A 14,074-nucleotide genomic window follows, 5' to 3' on the forward strand; every position below is an offset into this window, starting at 1 on the left:
TTCAGGCGTGAAAACTCGATCTGACGGGGTTTGGCCACCGGCGTGTCGAAGCCGGCATCGACCAGCGGTTGCCAGAGATGGGGATGATTCGGCAGATCGATGTTGTCCACGCACCAGTCGTAGAGCGAGCGATGGTCCTCGAATTCCAGCGTGCACAGGGAATGGGTGATGCCTTCCAATGCATCCGAGATGCAGTGGGCGTAGTCGTACATCGGGTAGATCGGCCAGGCATCGCCGGTATTCTGATGCGGAATCTTGCGGATGCGGTAGAGGGCCGGATCGCGCATGTTGATGTTGCCACTGGTCATGTCAATTTTCGCACGCAGGGTGCGCGATCCATCAGCGAATTCTCCCGCGCGCATACGTTCGAACAGATCCCGGTTTTCGGTCGCGTTCCGCTCACGGTAGGGAGAGTTGCGGCCGGGCTGAATCAAGGTGCCACGGTATTCGCGCACTTCCTCCGCATTTAGATCGCACACATATGCCTTGCCGTCATCGATCAGCTTGAGCGCGCTGCGGTAGAACACCTCGAAATAATCCGAGGCATGTCTTAGCTCATTCCACTCAAAACCGAGCCAACGCACATCGTCCTGAATCGAGGCGACGAATTCCAGATCCTCTTTGGAAGGATTGGTGTCATCGAAGCGCAGGTTCACCAGGCCATCGAATTCCCGGCCGATTCCGAAGTTCAGACAGATGCTCTTGGCATGGCCGATATGCAGGTAGCCATTTGGCTCCGGTGGGAACCGGGTGCGGATCCGGCTGTGCTTTCCCGAGTCCAGATCGTCACGGATGATCTGGCGGATGAAATCGTTCTTTTCAGTGGCTGCGTTCGAGTTCGGGCTGTTCATGACCGCGTTCGGATGGCGAAAACAGCTATTTTACCCTGTTCGGAGCTTGCGCGCCCTTTAGGCAAGCCGGTCAGTCGGGCTTTCGGGGCGCATTTCGAACAGTGATTTGGGAAGCTCGGATATCTGCCGTCCGATATCGGTCAGGAACTCGGCACGTACCGAGCTTTTGCGCCAAAACAGCGAAATACGGCGTGTCGGTGCAGGGTCGCGGAATGGCATCAAACGGATGTGCGGCGATTTCGGGACCGGCGGCTGAACCGCCAGCATCGGCAGCAAGGTGATACCGACACCGGCGGCGACCATCTGGCGCAGAGTTTCCAGACTGGTGGCCCGGAATCCCTCTTTTTCACCGGCGCCGGACAGTGCGCAGACATCCAGTGCCTGGTCCCGCAGGCAATGACCGTCTTCCAGCAGCAGCAGATGCTGTTGCTCCAGTTCGCCCATGCCAAGCGTGCGCTGCCGTGTGAGCGGATGTTTTTCCGGCAAGGCCAGCACGAAGGGTTCGGTGAAAAGGTGCATGGCATCGAAGTATTCATCGTTTACCGGCTCTGCCAGGATGGCGGCATCAATCAGTCCATTGCGTAGTTGCACGATCAGAGTTTCTGTCTTTTCTTCGATCAAGAGCAACTCCAGATGCGGAAAGCGTTTCCGGAGCTTGGGTACCACATGCGGCAGGAGGTAAGGTGCCAATGTCGGAAAGATGCCCAAACGGACCGAAGCAGTCTCCGGATCTTTGATGTGCTTGGCGATTTCATGCATCTGGCTGACCTGTGCCAGAGCCTGCCGTGCATGTTTGAGAATCTGCTCACCGGCGGGCGTCAGAAGGATATTGCGTGGCGCGCGTTCGATCAGGGCAACGCCGAGTTCTTCTTCCAGCTTCTTGAATTGCGTGGACAGGGTGGGTTGGCTGACGAAACAGGATTCTGCGGCACGGCCGAAGTGCCGGGTATCGGCCAGGGCGACAAAATAACGCAAATCGCGGAGATTCATACGGAGCCTTTATTCATAAAGCCTATGCCAAGTATAGAATTGATTGTTAGAGCATATCAATCTCATCATGTTTCGGTCGCCCTGCGGTAAGCTAGTGGCATGACAACCATCGCCGCGGCCCTCCGGGAGGCTATCGGATCTCTGCCGGACGGCATGGATCGAATCGACGCCGAGTATCTGCTTGCGCATGTATTGGAGCGCCCGCGTGCCTGGCTGTACGCGCATGCGGATGATGAGCTTGCGCCGGTGCATCGGGATGCTTTCAGGAATCTGCAGGTGCGTCGCAAAGCCGGCGAGCCGGTGGCCTACCTGACCGGGCTGCGCGGCTTCTGGTCGCTTGAGTTGCGGGTCACCTCCGACACCCTGATTCCGCGTCCGGAAACTGAACTGTTGGTGGAGACAGCCTTGGCCCGTCTGCATCCCGAAAGAACTGCAACCGTACTCGATCTCGGAACCGGCTCCGGTGCCGTGGCACTGGCCATTGCCGTTGAAAGACCCTTGGCGCAGGTCACGGCGGTGGAACGCTCGCCTGCAGCTTTGGCGGTGGCCAAGGACAATGCGCAGCGTTTAAAGCTCGAGCGGGTCAATTTCGAAACTGGCAACTGGTATGAAGGATTCGGCGGCCACCGCTTCGATGTCATCGTTAGCAATCCGCCCTACATCGAGGATGGCGACACGCATCTGGACCATGGTGATCTGCGTTATGAGCCCCGCACGGCATTGGTTTCCGGGTTGGATGGTTTGGACGATATCCGCCAGATTATTGTCCAAGCCCCTGGATATCTTTTACCCGGCGGCTGGCTGTTACTGGAGCACGGCTGGCAACAGGGTGCAGCCGTCCGGGGGTTGCTGGAAGGTGCCGGATTCCGCGAGATCATGACCGAGCTGGATTTGGAAGGTCGCGACCGCGTCAGCCTCGGACGGATTGATTAAGGCCAGCGTGCGGAAACAGCGGTTTGGATGCCGGTCGCATCGATGCCGGCTTCGGCCAGTAATTCCTCACGGCCGGCATGTTCCTGATAGCGATCAGGCAGGCCCAACTGCAACAGGTCGGCATTCATGCCTTCACGCCGGAAAAATTCGCTGACCGCGCTGCCGGCACCGCCCATGACGGCATTGTCTTCAACCGCTACCCAACGGGCATGGCTGTGAGCAAGACCGCGCAGCAAACTTTCATCCAGTGGCTTGACGAAACGCATGTCGACCAAAGTCGCATCCAGCGCATCGGCAGCCGCTCGTGCTGCAGGCAATACACTGCCGAAAGAAAGGATTGCCAAATGGTTGCCGTGACGTACGATGCGTGCTTTGCCGATTGGCAGTGTTTCCAGATCAGTTCCGGCAGAAACACCGGTGCCGGATCCGCGCGGATAGCGAACGGCGGCAGGGCCGGGGTAATGGAATCCGGTGCTGAGCATCAGCCGGCACTCGCGCTCGTCGGACGGTGCCATGATGACCATGTTTGGGATACAGCGCAGGAAGCTGAGATCGAAACTGCCGGCGTGGGTGGCGCCATCGGGGCCGACCAGGCCGGCGCGGTCGATGGCAAACAGTACATCCAGATTCTGCAATGCCACATCATGAATTAATTGATCATAGGCGCGCTGCAGGAAGCTCGAATAAATCGCCACTACCGGCTTCGCGCCTTCGCAAGCCAGGCCGGCGGCAAAGGTCACTGCGTGTTGCTCTGCGATGGCGGTATCGAAGTAGCGCAAGGGATACTCTTGGGAAAATCTTACTAATCCCGATCCCTCGCGCATCGCCGGCGTGATACCCATCAATTTCGGGTCGACGGCGGCCATCTCGCAAAGCCAGTCGCCGAATACCGAGGTATAGGTCGGTTTTCCGGGGCCCTTCTTCTGCACGCCGATGTTGGGGTCGAACGGGGATACCGCGTGGTACTCGATCTGGTCACCTTCGGCCAGATTGTAGCCCTTGCCCTTAGTCGTCATGACATGTAGCAGCTGCGGACCTTTCAAGTCTTTGCAGGTTTTCAGAGCGCCCAGCAGGGCCGGCAGATCATGTCCGTCAATCGGGCCGTTGTAGTGAAAGCCCATTTCTTCGAACAGTGTGGAGGGTACGAACATGCCTTTCCAATGTTCTTCCCAACGCCTGACGAATTTTGCGGCCGGTTTTTTTTTATCACCAAGGATTTTCTTGCCGCCTTCGCGTACCGCATTAAGCGTCCGGCTGGCCATCATCTTGCCCAGCATTTTGGTCATACCACCGACATTTTCAGAAATCGACATCTGGTTGTCATTGAGAATCACCAGTACGTCCGGTTCGGGATCCATGCCGCCGGCATGGTTCAGCGCTTCAAAGGCCATGCCGGCGGTCATTGCCCCGTCACCGATGATGGCGACGAAGTGACGTTGGTCACCGGCGCGCTGCGCGGCCACGGCCATACCGAGCGCCGCGGAAATGGAGGTCGAGGAATGGCCGACACCGAAGGTATCGTATGGACTTTCTTCACGTCGCGGAAACGGCGCCACGCCATCCTTTTTCTTTACGGTATGGATGGTTTCGGCACGGCCGGTCAGGATTTTATGCGGATAGCATTGATGGCCGACATCCCAGACCAGCTTGTCGTCGGGTGTCTGGTAGAGATAATGCAGAGCCACGGTGAGCTCGACCACACCAAGACCAGCGCCGAAATGGCCGCCGACCTGGCTGACGGTATCGATCAGGTAGGCGCGCAGTTCATCAGCTACAGCCGGAAGATCACTTTCCGGAAGCTTGCGTAGGTGGTCTGGGGTAGGCAGCTGGGAAAGCAGCGGGTAGAGGTCGCGGTCCATCGTCTCGGCTCGAAGTCTGTGCGTTATTGTCTTGCACTTGGCCGTAGACGGCAAGGCTTGTCGATTTGGCGTGCACCTAACTCATTGAATAGCGTAGATCTCGCCGCGGGGATGTTTGGGCAGATGCTGTTTCAGGAAGGCCATCTGGTCGGCCAGAATATTGCGATTGGACAGAATCAGGTGTTCGACCCAGCTCGGCCGATACGGGATGGCCAGCAGCGGCATATTGGCTTGCTGGGGAGTGCGGCCGCCTTTTTTGGAGTTACAACGAAAGCAGGAGCTGACCACGTTTTCCCAGGTATCACGGCCACCCTGAGAAATCGGATGGACATGATCACGGGTTAGGATGTGTTTGGAGTATTCCTTGCCGCAGTAAAGGCACAGCTGTTTGTCGCGCGCGAAAAGAGCTGGGTTGGTCAGTGCCGGCGAGGGCAAATGGCTGCGGAAGTTGGCATGTCCACGTGCCGCAACGATCGGATGCAATTCAACCATGCTCTGTTCACCGGTCAGGCGGTTGCGGCCGCCATGCACGGTCATGCACGGTTCGCCCAGGGTCCAGGACACGGCGCCGCGCACATACAGGCAGACCGCATCCTGCCAATGCATCCAGTTCAGGATATGACCATGTGCATCTAGGGAAAGAACGCGCGGTATGCGGGAATCGTTGGGGGCTAGTTGCCCTGCCGGGGGGCTGATTATCCCAGCGCCCACCAGGGCCAGTTTTGGCGTGGGCAAATCCATGTCCTGAGCATAACGCAAGTTTCGGGAAGTGCAAGTCTCTTTGCGCTAAACTGGCGCAAATATCGTCATGAGACTGACATGCGCACACTGTACCCGCCGATCGAACCCTACCGGACCGGCATGCTGGCCGTTGATGACCGACACACCCTCTATTTCGAGGAGTGCGGCAATCCGGACGGCAAGTCGGCGGTCTTCCTGCATGGCGGTCCCGGCGCCGGCTGCAGTGTCAACATGCGCCGTTTCCATGATCCATCCGCCTATCGCATCATCCTGTTCGATCAACGCGGTTCCGGCCGATCGACTCCGCATGCCGATTTGACCGACAATAGCACCTGGGATCTGGTGGCCGATATCGAAAAACTACGCGTGCATCTCAGTATTGATCGCTGGCAGGTGTTCGGCGGCAGCTGGGGTTCCACGCTCGCTTTGGCCTATGCGCAGACCCATCCGAAACGGGTGACCGAACTGGTATTGCGTGGCATTTTCATGCTGCGCCGCTGGGAACTGGAGTGGTTTTATCAAGCCGGCGCGCATCGTCTGTTCCCGGAGGCCTGGCAGTCTTACCGGGATTTGATACCGGAAGCCGAGCGCGCAGATTTCATCACGGCTTATCACCGGCGGCTGACGTCACCCGATGAAAATGTGCGTCTAGAGGCGGCCAAGGCCTGGTCGGTCTGGGAAGGCGCCACCAGCACCTTGATTCCCGAACCGGCGTCCATTAATACCTTTGAAGATCCGCATTTCGCGCTGAGCTTCGCCCGCATCGAAAACCATTACTTCGTGAACAAGGGTTTTTTCGAAGTCGATGACCAACTGCTGCGTGATGCCCACAAAATCCGTCAGATTCCCGGCGTCATCGTGCATGGTCGCTATGATGTGGTCTGCCCGGTGCAGAACGCCATCGATCTGCATGCGGTATGGCCAGAAGCCCAATTGCTGATTTCACCGGCATCCGGGCATGCGGCGTTCGAAGCCGAAAATACCGCAGCCTTGCTCGAGGCCACCGATTCCTTCCGTTAGACCGGCGTTCCGTCCGGATTCCGGTCCAGAAGCCAAAGTCCGGCCCACAGCTTCGGGTCCATCGAATAACCTTCGGCCATTTTCTGGGTAAGCCATGCGGCCGCCTCGGCCGCCGGGACTTCATGCACGGTGATGTTTTCGGTATCATCGCCGCCGCCGGCGTGAATGCGGGTCAGCCCAGTGGCGCGTACGAAGGCGATCATTTCGTTGCTCAGGCCGGCCGAAGTGGGCCCGATCATCAGCACCTGCACGGCATCGGCCTGCCAGCCGGTTTCTTCCAGCAGTTCCCTTTTGGCTGCCAGTTCGAGGGTATCCGACGCGTCCAGATCGCCAACCAGACCCGCTGGCATTTCGATGGTATTGCAGCCCATCGGGATGCGGAATTGCTCGACGAACAGCAGTTTGTCTTCAGGGGTTCTGGCGATGATGATCACAGCCGAGCCGGCATTGGTGCGTTCGGCATATTCCCAATGGTCCTCGACGCAGAAGCGCAGGTACTTACCTTCGTGGATGGTGTTTTTTCCGCTCATCTTGGCATTATAGGGACAACAGGCGCCGACGCGTCAGCGGACCAAGCCGGAGCTGCTCGATCAGTGTCATCAGCCCATCCTCATCCCTAGCGCGCCGTGCACCGAGTGCTGCATCGTCCGGCAGCGGAATATCGCACCGAATGGTCGCCAATTTGCGACTGAGCAGGGCTATCTCGCGGTGTTCACGTAGCTTGGCGGCATGCTGCGCGGCCGAGCGCAGGCGCAGGTAGGGGATTTCATCCAGCCTCTCGAGCAGAGCGTCGAGCGTACCGAAATGGCCGAGCAGCGTGGCCGCTGTCTTCGGACCGATACCGGGTACGCCGGGGATATTATCCACGGCATCGCCAGTCAAGCCGAGGTAATCGGCCAGCTGATGCGCATGCACGCCATGCTTGGCCTTGACTCCGGCCAATTGCCAGCGTTCGTTTTTGGCATAGTCCCACTGCACATCATGTTCGCCCAGCAGCTGCGACAGGTCTTTGTCGGCTGATAGGATCAGGCTCGGCCGGCCTTCGGTCCGAGCGCGGGTCAATGCACTTCCGATCAGGTCATCGGCTTCGAAGTAGCCGTCGGCCAGAACCTGAAAGCCCAATACCCGGCACAGACGCTTGCAGTAATCGAACTGTATTTTCAATTCATCGGGAGCGGGATCACGGTTGGCTTTATAGGGGGGATACAGCTCGTTACGGAAATTACTGTCGAGCGATTCATCAAAGGCGAAGAGGATGTATTCGGGTTTTTCCCGCTCGACCAGCTCGCACACGAAACGGGTAAAGCCCTGCACGGCATTGGTCGGGTTTTGTGCGATATCGAAGAATTCGCGTGGCATCGAGAACCAGGCCCGAAACACATACATGCTGGAATCAACCAGGTACAACGGCCTCATGGCGCAGCTATGGTCAGAAGTGCCAAAGGATCCGGACGATCGCGTTCGGACGGCGTTTCCGTCCGGGTGCCGATGTGGATGTAACCAAGCAGACTTTCGGTGGGCGCTACGCCGACCGCAGCCAGAACGTCACGGTCATAGGCGGCAAAACCGGTCAGCCATTGCGCGCCAAAACCGGCCTGATGTGCGGCATGCAACAAGTTCATGCAGACGGCGCCGCCGGAAAGCACCTGCTCGATTTCGGGAACTTTATGGCCTTTGACCGGATTCAGCACCACTGCCACGATGCAGGGGGCGAAGGCAAATCGGGTCCGCTCTTTTTCAAGACGGGCAGCGGAGGCGTCCGGAACGGCTCTTTGCACACGCTCGAACAGCAGCTGGCCAATCCGGACCCGTGCTTCCCCCTCGATCAGGATGAACCGCCAGGGCCTCAGACGGCCGTGATCGGGAACATGTAAGGCCTCAGCCAGAAGCGACATCAGGCATTTGCGGTCAGGCCCGGGTGCGGCCAGATACTTGCAGGGCGTTGAAATTCTTGAAATCAGGGGTAATGTGGAAATCATCATGACCAGTTTATCACCAGTGACTCTAGAAAACCTGTTCGAACAGATCCTCGATCGCGTCCCGCATCGCCTGAAAGCTGATTTCAGCAGACGGCTGTATGGCAATCCAGTAGGATAGGACTGTGCTGGGGAGGGCACAGCCATGACCATTGTCGCCATCATTCAAGAACATGCTATCGGTGAGCGTCGAATCGCGCTGACGCCGGAGACCGCGCGTAAACTATCTGCCCGAGGCATTCGGATTGCCATCGAGCAAGGCGCCGGACTGTCCGCCGGCTTTGCCGATACCGATTACGCCGATGCCCTGGTGGCGGACCGTGCTTCAGTACTGGCGCAGGCCGATGTGCTGCTATGTGTGCAGACCCCTGAACCAGAAGCTTTGACCTTACTCAAACCAGGCGCCATTCTGATCGGCGCCTTGGCGCCGCACCGAAGTGATTCGCCCTTGTCGATTTATCTGCAGCGCCGGATTTCGGCATTCGCGCTCGAAAAGCTGCCACGCACGACACGGGCGCAGGCCATGGACATCCTCAGTTCACAGGCGGGCATGTCCGGTTACAAGGCGGTATTGATCGCCGCACAGTTGGCGCCACGTTTTTTCCCGATGCTCACCACGGCAGCGGGCACCATCCGTCCTTCGAAAGTCCTCATCGTTGGCGCTGGGGTTGCCGGTCTGCAGGCCATCGCCACGGCACGCCGGCTCGGCGCGCAGGTCGAGGGCTTTGATGTACGTCCGGAAACCCGGGAGCAGATCGAGTCCCTCGGTGGAAAGTTCCTTGATCTTGGCGTCAGTGCCGCCGGTGAAGGCGGTTATGCACGTGCGTTGACCGAGGACGAGCGCGCACTGCAGCAGCAGCGGCTTGCCGAACACCTCAAGCAAATCGATGTGATTGTGACTACTGCCGCTGTACCGGGCCGGCCTGCTCCAAAAATCATTACCGAAGCCATGGTGGCCGGGATGCGGCGTGGAAGCGTCATCGTTGATCTGGCAGCGGAGACCGGCGGCAACTGCAGCCTGACCGAGCCCGGCATGGAAAAAGACTGCAATGGTGTATTGGTTGCCGGGCCGTTGAATCTCGCCAGCATGGGTGCAGTCCACGCCAGCGAGATGTATGCCCGCAATTTATTGAATTTCCTCACACTGATGATTGTCGAAGACGGAGTACTAAAAATTCCATTCGACGATGAGTTGGTCGCCAAGACCTGCATCGCCCATGATGGTGCCGAAACGGCGCAAGGAGTCTGATGATGGACGGTTTTCTTTATCTGTATGTGTTCATTCTGGCGGCTTTCACCGGCTATGAAATCATCGGCCGCGTTCCGGTCATTCTGCATACGCCGCTGATGTCCGGGTCAAACTTCGTGCATGGCATCGTGCTGGTCGGTGCCATCGTGGTGCTTGGCCATGCCGACAGCACCCTCGAAAAGGTCATTGGATTCATTGCCGTCGTGCTCGGGGCTGGAAATGCCGCAGGCGGCTATGTGGTGACCGAGCGCATGCTCGAGATGTTCAAACCATCCGGACCGAAGGAGGGCTGATTATGGACATTACCGCATTGCTGGTCCGCACAGCCTTTCTGGCGGCGGCCCTGTTATTCATACTGGGTATCAAGCGCATGGCATCGCCACTCAGTGCGCGCAGCGGCATTCAGTGGGCCGGCGCCGGCATGGTGTTGGCCACCGTCGCCAGCTTTTTCTACCGAGATGATTCCGGCCAGGCGCTGCATAATCTGCCCTTGATTCTGACCGCGCTTGCCTTGGGTACCGCCGCGGCATGGATCTCCGGAAAGAAAGTCGCGATGACCGATATGCCGCAGATGGTTGCCCTCTATAACGGCATGGGCGGTGGTTCCGCCGCCGCCATCGGCCTGGTGGAGCTCCTGAAATTCTCCGCGCAGTCCGGTAGCGCACCGCGTGCCGCTGTCGTTTTCGCCGTCATCGGTTCATTGATCGGATCGATTTCCCTGACCGGTTCGCTAATTGCCTGGGCCAAGCTCGACGGACGCCTGGACAAGCGCTTCACTTTCCCCGGACAGCAGCTATTCAATCTGCTGGTTTTTCTCGGCGCACTGGTGTTGGCGGTGATGTCAGTGATGTGGCTGCAACAGCCGGTTATCCTTGCTTTCTTCGTGCTGGCGCTGGCGGTTGGGCTGTTGATGACGTTGCCGATCGGCGGGGCCGATATGCCAGTGGTCATTTCACTTTATAACGCGCTGACCGGTCTGGCCGTGGCGTTCGAGGGCTACGTGCTTGGTATCGAGGCACTGATCATTGCCGGCATGGTAGTCGGCGCGGCTGGTACCATGCTGACCCAGTTGATGGCGAAAGCGATGAACCGATCGATTTCCAGCGTTTTGTTCGGCAGCTTCGGCCAACAGGGCGAGGCGGCAGAAATCACCGGAGCGCAGAAACCGATCGATGCCGCCGATGTCGCCGCGATGATGGCCTATGCCGAGCGTGTGGTCATCGTTCCGGGCTACGGTCTGGCGGTCGCCCAGGCACAGCACAAAGTCTGGGAGCTGACCCAGCTATTGCAGAAACGCGGTGTCAAGGTCCGCTTTGCCATCCATCCTGTGGCCGGTCGTATGCCGGGCCATATGAACGTGCTGCTCGCCGAAGCCGGTGTTCCCTATGATTTGATCGCGGATATGGATGACATCAATCCGGAATTCGCAGTGACCGATGTCTCGCTGGTGATCGGCGCCAATGATGTGGTCAATCCGGTGGCGAAGACCGATCCGTCATCCCCCATCTTCGGCATGCCGATTCTGGATGTAGTCACCTCGAAAAACACGGTGGTAATCAAACGTGGCAAAGGCACCGGTTTCGCCGGTATCGAGAACGCCCTGTTCTACGCCGATAATACCCGCATGCTCTACGGGGACGGCGCCAAGGCAGTGGCGGAACTGGTTGCTGAAATCAAAGCGATTGACGGCGGCCACTGATGCCAGTGCTGGCCAGCGCTAGCGCCAGAACCGGTGATGCCGCCAGCAGCAACCAATCCAAAGCCTGCAGCCGCATGACCAGCAGGCTGCTGAATAGTCCGAACCCCATGCCGCCTGCGCTGGTGTGCAGACCGAAGCCCGTCGCATAGCTGACGTTCAGCGCGATAATCAGCCAGAGGCTGGCCAGACAACACAGGAGAGTCAGAACAGGCGCAATCCAAGCCGGACTGCGTTGGTCGCGTGAGCGCATCCAGCGCTCAAGCAGGGCGATATCGGCAGCCGCGACCAGCGCGAACCAACACAGTGCCTCATCGGTTCCGGCAGACAGCGTAAACCAGACCGCGATCATGGCCAGTGCGGCCAGTAGGCTGATGATCAGCGGTTTGCACAGGGATGGGAGCGCTGTTGACACGGTCTTGGATGGATTCCAGTAAACTAAGCGCCAGTTTACCCTTTGGATATACGATTGTGTCGTACTCCCGCACCAGTGAACCCATCAAATTCGAACGTGATTGCGCTGTTGTGCTGGTTCCGCAAGGGGATAATGTCACATTGCCGGCCGGAACGGTCGGATACATCACCCAGGCGCTCGGCGGATCATTTACGGTTTTCGTGGAGGGCAATCTGTTTCGTGTTGCTGGCGAGAATGCCGATGCCATCGGGAAAACCGCCCCAAGGCCTCTGGAGTTGGCCGATACCGAAGACGATGAAGCGGTCGAAAAGCTGGTCTGGCAGCAATTACGGACCTGTTTTGACCCGGAAATCCCGATCAATGTGGTCGAATTGGGACTGATTTACGATTGCCAGATCGAGCGCCTTCCGGATGGCCAACGCAAAGCTGCCATCTTAATGACGTTGACTGCGCCAGCCTGTGGCATGGGGGACGTCCTAGTAGACGATGTCCGGACCAAGGTAGAGCGGGTCCCGACCATCATCGAAGCGGACGTGGATCTTGTATTTGACCCGCCCTGGGGTCGTCATATGATGAGTGAAGCGGCACAGCTTGAAACAGGAATGTTATAAAAAATATATAAAGCACTCGTTCTATGCGTGAGCTTTGCATTTTTCACGCATCAAGGCTGGCTGTTACGCTTGGTCGGTACTTAAGTTCAGGGCTGCTGGCATTCCTTGCCTGGAATTTCAGGTGCCTATGTCCGTCCGAAAGATAATGATTCGCAGGTCGTGCCCCCTCTTTTCCGGTAACGACTGCCGTCTGGGGTTTTAATCTCAGGCTCGTGTTGGTGACGGAATGAGCGAAGTAGGGCGTCAGAGCGATTCGAAGCGGTTTGCCGAAACGTTCTTCTTGACCTTCGCCGGATCCCAGATGCAGCCGTTCATGGCGATATAAACGCCCGGTGGCAGGCTCTGCACGGCGCCGACAGCGGTGCCGATATTGAATTCGGCATCGGATCCTCGGAAGCTGGCCGGATTGAGGGCGCCGGTCAGCACCATCGTTTTTCCAGGAATCGCCGACAGCACTTTGGCAGTTTCCACCATGGTATCGGTGCCATGGGTAATCAGGATATGGGATTCATCACGGTTTTCGATGGTCGACTTCAGCAATTCGCGGTCCGCTTGATCGATGTGCAGCGAATCCTTGCGCATCACCGGTACCACGGTGAATGGAATCACTACACCCAGTTCCTTGAGAATTCGGCCGATCTGCGGGTCACCGACCTGATAGTCGGATTTGTCATCGAAATAGATTTTGTCGATGGTGCCGCCGGTGGTCAGGATCAGAAGGGAATTCATGCGCATCTCCAGGTTGCCGTTATGTTAGCTGTTTCGGATATCGCTGCGCTTGAATAGTTTGGCTTTCAGGCCGTCCCAATTGCCGGCGAAGATGATCCAGAGCGACAGAAGCAATTCCACCAATGGCATCGGCCAGGTGTCCGGAGCTGTCCAAAGCTCGGTAATGGCATGACAGAAGTACAGTAATGCCGCTACGCCACCCCAGAATACCGCAGAGGGTCGACGAAACAAAGCGAGCAGCGCAGCCGGGATCATCGGCGCCACGGCCAGTCCGGTTGCGAACCACCTGGGGAAAATCTCAGACGGCGAAAGCCAGGTTAGCCAGGCGATCATCCAGATCAACAGGCTGAATATGCCTAGAACGGCATAGCGTTTGGCCAGACTGGTCCGCGCAGATAGTGTGTTCATTCGCCCAGCTTCAGTGCAATACCACCGACACGGCGACCGAGTGCTTTCGCCAGCTCGGTTTCGTCTTCGCTGAACGGCTGTTTGCCGTCGCCGCCGCTGACATGGCTGGCACCGTAGGGTGTACCACCGGTCCGGGTACTGGATAAGCGGGGCTCAGTGAATGGGATGCCCACGAGCAGGCAGCCATGATGCAATAGCGGCAGCAGCATGCTCAGCAATGTCGATTCCTGGCCGCCGTGCATGCTTGCCGTTGATGTAAATACCGCCGCTGGTTTGCCGGCCAGCGTTCCGCTGGCCCATTCGGCACCGGTGCCGTCCCAGAAGTATTTCATCGGCGCCGCCATATTGCCGAAATGGGTTGGGCTGCCAATAATTAGGCCGCTGCAATCAGCGAGATCCTGCTTGGTCACAAAAGGCGCGCCAGTCTCGGGTACTGCAGGCTCGGTGGCGAGATGATTGGCCGAAACTGCCGGAACGCAGCGCAGACGCGCCACGCATCCGCTTTCTTCGACGCCGCGGGCGATGAAGTTCGCGAGTTGCTCGACCGAGCCGTTGCGGCTGTAGTAGAGGATGAGGATTTCGGTCATATCAGCACC

At 58.1% G+C, this 14,074-nt stretch carries 17 protein-coding genes; 6 read left to right on the plus strand and 11 right to left on the minus strand.

From position 1 onward, the window contains the following. The coding region (locus tag ACIQ0Q_RS05500; RefSeq protein ID WP_395771948.1) for a glutamate--tRNA ligase family protein at positions 1-851 on the minus strand (851 nt) is incomplete at its 3' end. Positions 852-908: 57 nt separating this feature from the next. Beyond that, on the minus strand, positions 909-1,841 hold the full coding sequence (locus ACIQ0Q_RS05505) for a LysR substrate-binding domain-containing protein (RefSeq protein WP_395771949.1): 933 nt from the start codon (positions 1,839-1,841) through the stop codon (positions 909-911). A gap of 99 nt (positions 1,842-1,940) precedes the next feature. Here ACIQ0Q_RS05505 and prmC point away from each other — a divergent pair, with 99 nt between their 5' ends. After that, positions 1,941-2,774, plus strand: a complete 834-nt coding sequence (gene prmC, locus ACIQ0Q_RS05510) for a peptide chain release factor N(5)-glutamine methyltransferase (RefSeq protein WP_395771950.1) — start codon at positions 1,941-1,943, stop codon at positions 2,772-2,774. Here prmC and dxs read toward each other — a convergent pair. Continuing rightward, positions 2,771-4,633 (minus strand): 1-deoxy-D-xylulose-5-phosphate synthase, encoded by a 1,863-nt coding sequence (dxs, locus tag ACIQ0Q_RS05515; RefSeq protein ID WP_395771951.1) that lies wholly within the window; start codon positions 4,631-4,633, stop codon positions 2,771-2,773. The two genes, prmC and dxs, sit on opposite strands and share 4 nt — an antisense overlap. Before the next feature lie 81 nt (positions 4,634-4,714). Beyond that, complete coding sequence (locus ACIQ0Q_RS05520) at positions 4,715-5,374, minus strand: HNH endonuclease (RefSeq protein WP_395771952.1); 660 nt, start codon at positions 5,372-5,374, stop codon at positions 4,715-4,717. Positions 5,375-5,452: 78 nt separating this feature from the next. Between ACIQ0Q_RS05520 and pip the strand changes: the two genes are divergently transcribed. Beyond that, entirely contained in the window at positions 5,453-6,394 is a 942-nt protein-coding gene (gene pip, locus ACIQ0Q_RS05525; RefSeq protein ID WP_395771953.1) for a prolyl aminopeptidase, read from the plus strand. Here the strand turns inward: pip and ACIQ0Q_RS05530 are convergent. The 3 genes from ACIQ0Q_RS05530 to ACIQ0Q_RS05540 are packed head-to-tail and all read right to left on the minus strand — an operon-like array spanning position 6,391 to position 8,376. After that, entirely contained in the window at positions 6,391-6,924 is a 534-nt protein-coding gene (locus ACIQ0Q_RS05530) for an NUDIX hydrolase (protein WP_395771954.1), read from the minus strand. The two genes, pip and ACIQ0Q_RS05530, sit on opposite strands and share 4 nt — an antisense overlap. A 7-nt stretch (positions 6,925-6,931) precedes the next feature. Beyond that, positions 6,932-7,810: a 5'-3' exonuclease H3TH domain-containing protein gene (locus ACIQ0Q_RS05535; RefSeq protein WP_395771955.1), complete on the minus strand. Its 879-nt coding sequence runs from the start codon at positions 7,808-7,810 to the stop codon at positions 6,932-6,934. Then, positions 7,807-8,376 (minus strand): nitroreductase, encoded by a 570-nt coding sequence (locus ACIQ0Q_RS05540; protein ID WP_395771956.1) that lies wholly within the window; start codon positions 8,374-8,376, stop codon positions 7,807-7,809. The genes ACIQ0Q_RS05535 and ACIQ0Q_RS05540 overlap by 4 nt, the downstream gene beginning before the upstream one ends. Before the next feature lie 139 nt (positions 8,377-8,515). Here ACIQ0Q_RS05540 and ACIQ0Q_RS05545 point away from each other — a divergent pair, with 139 nt between their 5' ends. From ACIQ0Q_RS05545 to ACIQ0Q_RS05555, 3 genes are read left to right on the plus strand one after another with little or no spacing between them, the layout of a single operon-like run. Next, the gene (locus ACIQ0Q_RS05545) at positions 8,516-9,619 is read left to right on the plus strand and encodes an NAD(P) transhydrogenase subunit alpha (protein ID WP_395771957.1); all 1,104 of its coding nucleotides are present in this window, start codon (positions 8,516-8,518) and stop codon (positions 9,617-9,619) included. After that, positions 9,619-9,912, plus strand: a complete 294-nt coding sequence (locus tag ACIQ0Q_RS05550) for an NAD(P) transhydrogenase subunit alpha (RefSeq protein ID WP_395769609.1) — start codon at positions 9,619-9,621, stop codon at positions 9,910-9,912. Before ACIQ0Q_RS05545 ends, ACIQ0Q_RS05550 begins: the two co-directional genes overlap by 1 nt. 2 nt (positions 9,913-9,914) lie before the next feature. Beyond that, positions 9,915-11,318 carry an NAD(P)(+) transhydrogenase (Re/Si-specific) subunit beta gene (locus ACIQ0Q_RS05555; protein WP_395771958.1) on the plus strand — a complete coding sequence of 468 codons (1,404 nt, stop codon included), beginning with the start codon at positions 9,915-9,917 and terminating at the stop codon, positions 11,316-11,318. On the opposite strand, the gene ACIQ0Q_RS05560 is transcribed toward ACIQ0Q_RS05555, so the two are convergent. Beyond that, positions 11,293-11,730: a hypothetical protein gene (locus ACIQ0Q_RS05560; protein WP_395771959.1), complete on the minus strand. Its 438-nt coding sequence runs from the start codon at positions 11,728-11,730 to the stop codon at positions 11,293-11,295. The genes ACIQ0Q_RS05555 and ACIQ0Q_RS05560 overlap by 26 nt on opposite strands. Before the next feature lie 8 nt (positions 11,731-11,738). Here ACIQ0Q_RS05560 and sufT point away from each other — a divergent pair, with 8 nt between their 5' ends. Next, positions 11,739-12,341: a putative Fe-S cluster assembly protein SufT gene (gene sufT, locus ACIQ0Q_RS05565; protein WP_395771960.1), complete on the plus strand. Its 603-nt coding sequence runs from the start codon at positions 11,739-11,741 to the stop codon at positions 12,339-12,341. A gap of 243 nt (positions 12,342-12,584) precedes the next feature. On the opposite strand, the gene ACIQ0Q_RS05570 is transcribed toward sufT, so the two are convergent. The 3 genes from ACIQ0Q_RS05570 to wrbA are packed head-to-tail and all read right to left on the minus strand — an operon-like array spanning position 12,585 to position 14,065. Next, a complete protein-coding gene (locus ACIQ0Q_RS05570) occupies positions 12,585-13,070 on the minus strand; it encodes an asparaginase domain-containing protein (protein ID WP_395771961.1) in 486 nt (161 codons plus the stop codon). Between the two features lie 24 nt (positions 13,071-13,094). After that, complete coding sequence (locus ACIQ0Q_RS05575; protein WP_395771962.1) at positions 13,095-13,478, minus strand: DUF2069 domain-containing protein; 384 nt, start codon at positions 13,476-13,478, stop codon at positions 13,095-13,097. Next, entirely contained in the window at positions 13,475-14,065 is a 591-nt protein-coding gene (gene wrbA / locus ACIQ0Q_RS05580) for an NAD(P)H:quinone oxidoreductase (protein WP_395771963.1), read from the minus strand. Before wrbA ends, ACIQ0Q_RS05575 begins: the two co-directional genes overlap by 4 nt. Positions 14,066-14,074 lie beyond the last annotated feature (9 nt).

Origin of the sequence: Arenimonas sp. (genome assembly GCF_044348765.1) — a bacterium.
Lineage (GTDB): Bacteria > Pseudomonadota > Gammaproteobacteria > Xanthomonadales > Xanthomonadaceae > Arenimonas.

Coding starts and splice junctions, on each gene's coding strand:
- ACIQ0Q_RS05530 (WP_395771954.1), bottom strand. CDS start 6,924: ATGAGCGGAAAAAACACCATCCACGAAGGTAAGTACCTGCGCTTCTGC.
- sufT (WP_395771960.1), top strand. CDS start 11,739: ATGGATTCCAGTAAACTAAGCGCCAGTTTACCCTTTGGATATACGATT.
- pip (WP_395771953.1), top strand. CDS start 5,453: ATGCGCACACTGTACCCGCCGATCGAACCCTACCGGACCGGCATGCTG.
- ACIQ0Q_RS05540 (WP_395771956.1), bottom strand. CDS start 8,376: ATGATGATTTCCACATTACCCCTGATTTCAAGAATTTCAACGCCCTGC.
- ACIQ0Q_RS05555 (WP_395771958.1), top strand. CDS start 9,915: ATGGACATTACCGCATTGCTGGTCCGCACAGCCTTTCTGGCGGCGGCC.
- ACIQ0Q_RS05575 (WP_395771962.1), bottom strand. CDS start 13,478: ATGAACACACTATCTGCGCGGACCAGTCTGGCCAAACGCTATGCCGTT.
- ACIQ0Q_RS05535 (WP_395771955.1), bottom strand. CDS start 7,810: ATGAGGCCGTTGTACCTGGTTGATTCCAGCATGTATGTGTTTCGGGCC.
- ACIQ0Q_RS05505 (WP_395771949.1), bottom strand. CDS start 1,841: ATGAATCTCCGCGATTTGCGTTATTTTGTCGCCCTGGCCGATACCCGG.
- ACIQ0Q_RS05545 (WP_395771957.1), top strand. CDS start 8,516: ATGACCATTGTCGCCATCATTCAAGAACATGCTATCGGTGAGCGTCGA.
- ACIQ0Q_RS05520 (WP_395771952.1), bottom strand. CDS start 5,374: ATGGATTTGCCCACGCCAAAACTGGCCCTGGTGGGCGCTGGGATAATC.
- prmC (WP_395771950.1), top strand. CDS start 1,941: ATGACAACCATCGCCGCGGCCCTCCGGGAGGCTATCGGATCTCTGCCG.
- ACIQ0Q_RS05570 (WP_395771961.1), bottom strand. CDS start 13,070: ATGAATTCCCTTCTGATCCTGACCACCGGCGGCACCATCGACAAAATC.
- ACIQ0Q_RS05550 (WP_395769609.1), top strand. CDS start 9,619: ATGATGGACGGTTTTCTTTATCTGTATGTGTTCATTCTGGCGGCTTTC.
- wrbA (WP_395771963.1), bottom strand. CDS start 14,065: ATGACCGAAATCCTCATCCTCTACTACAGCCGCAACGGCTCGGTCGAG.
- dxs (WP_395771951.1), bottom strand. CDS start 4,633: ATGGACCGCGACCTCTACCCGCTGCTTTCCCAGCTGCCTACCCCAGAC.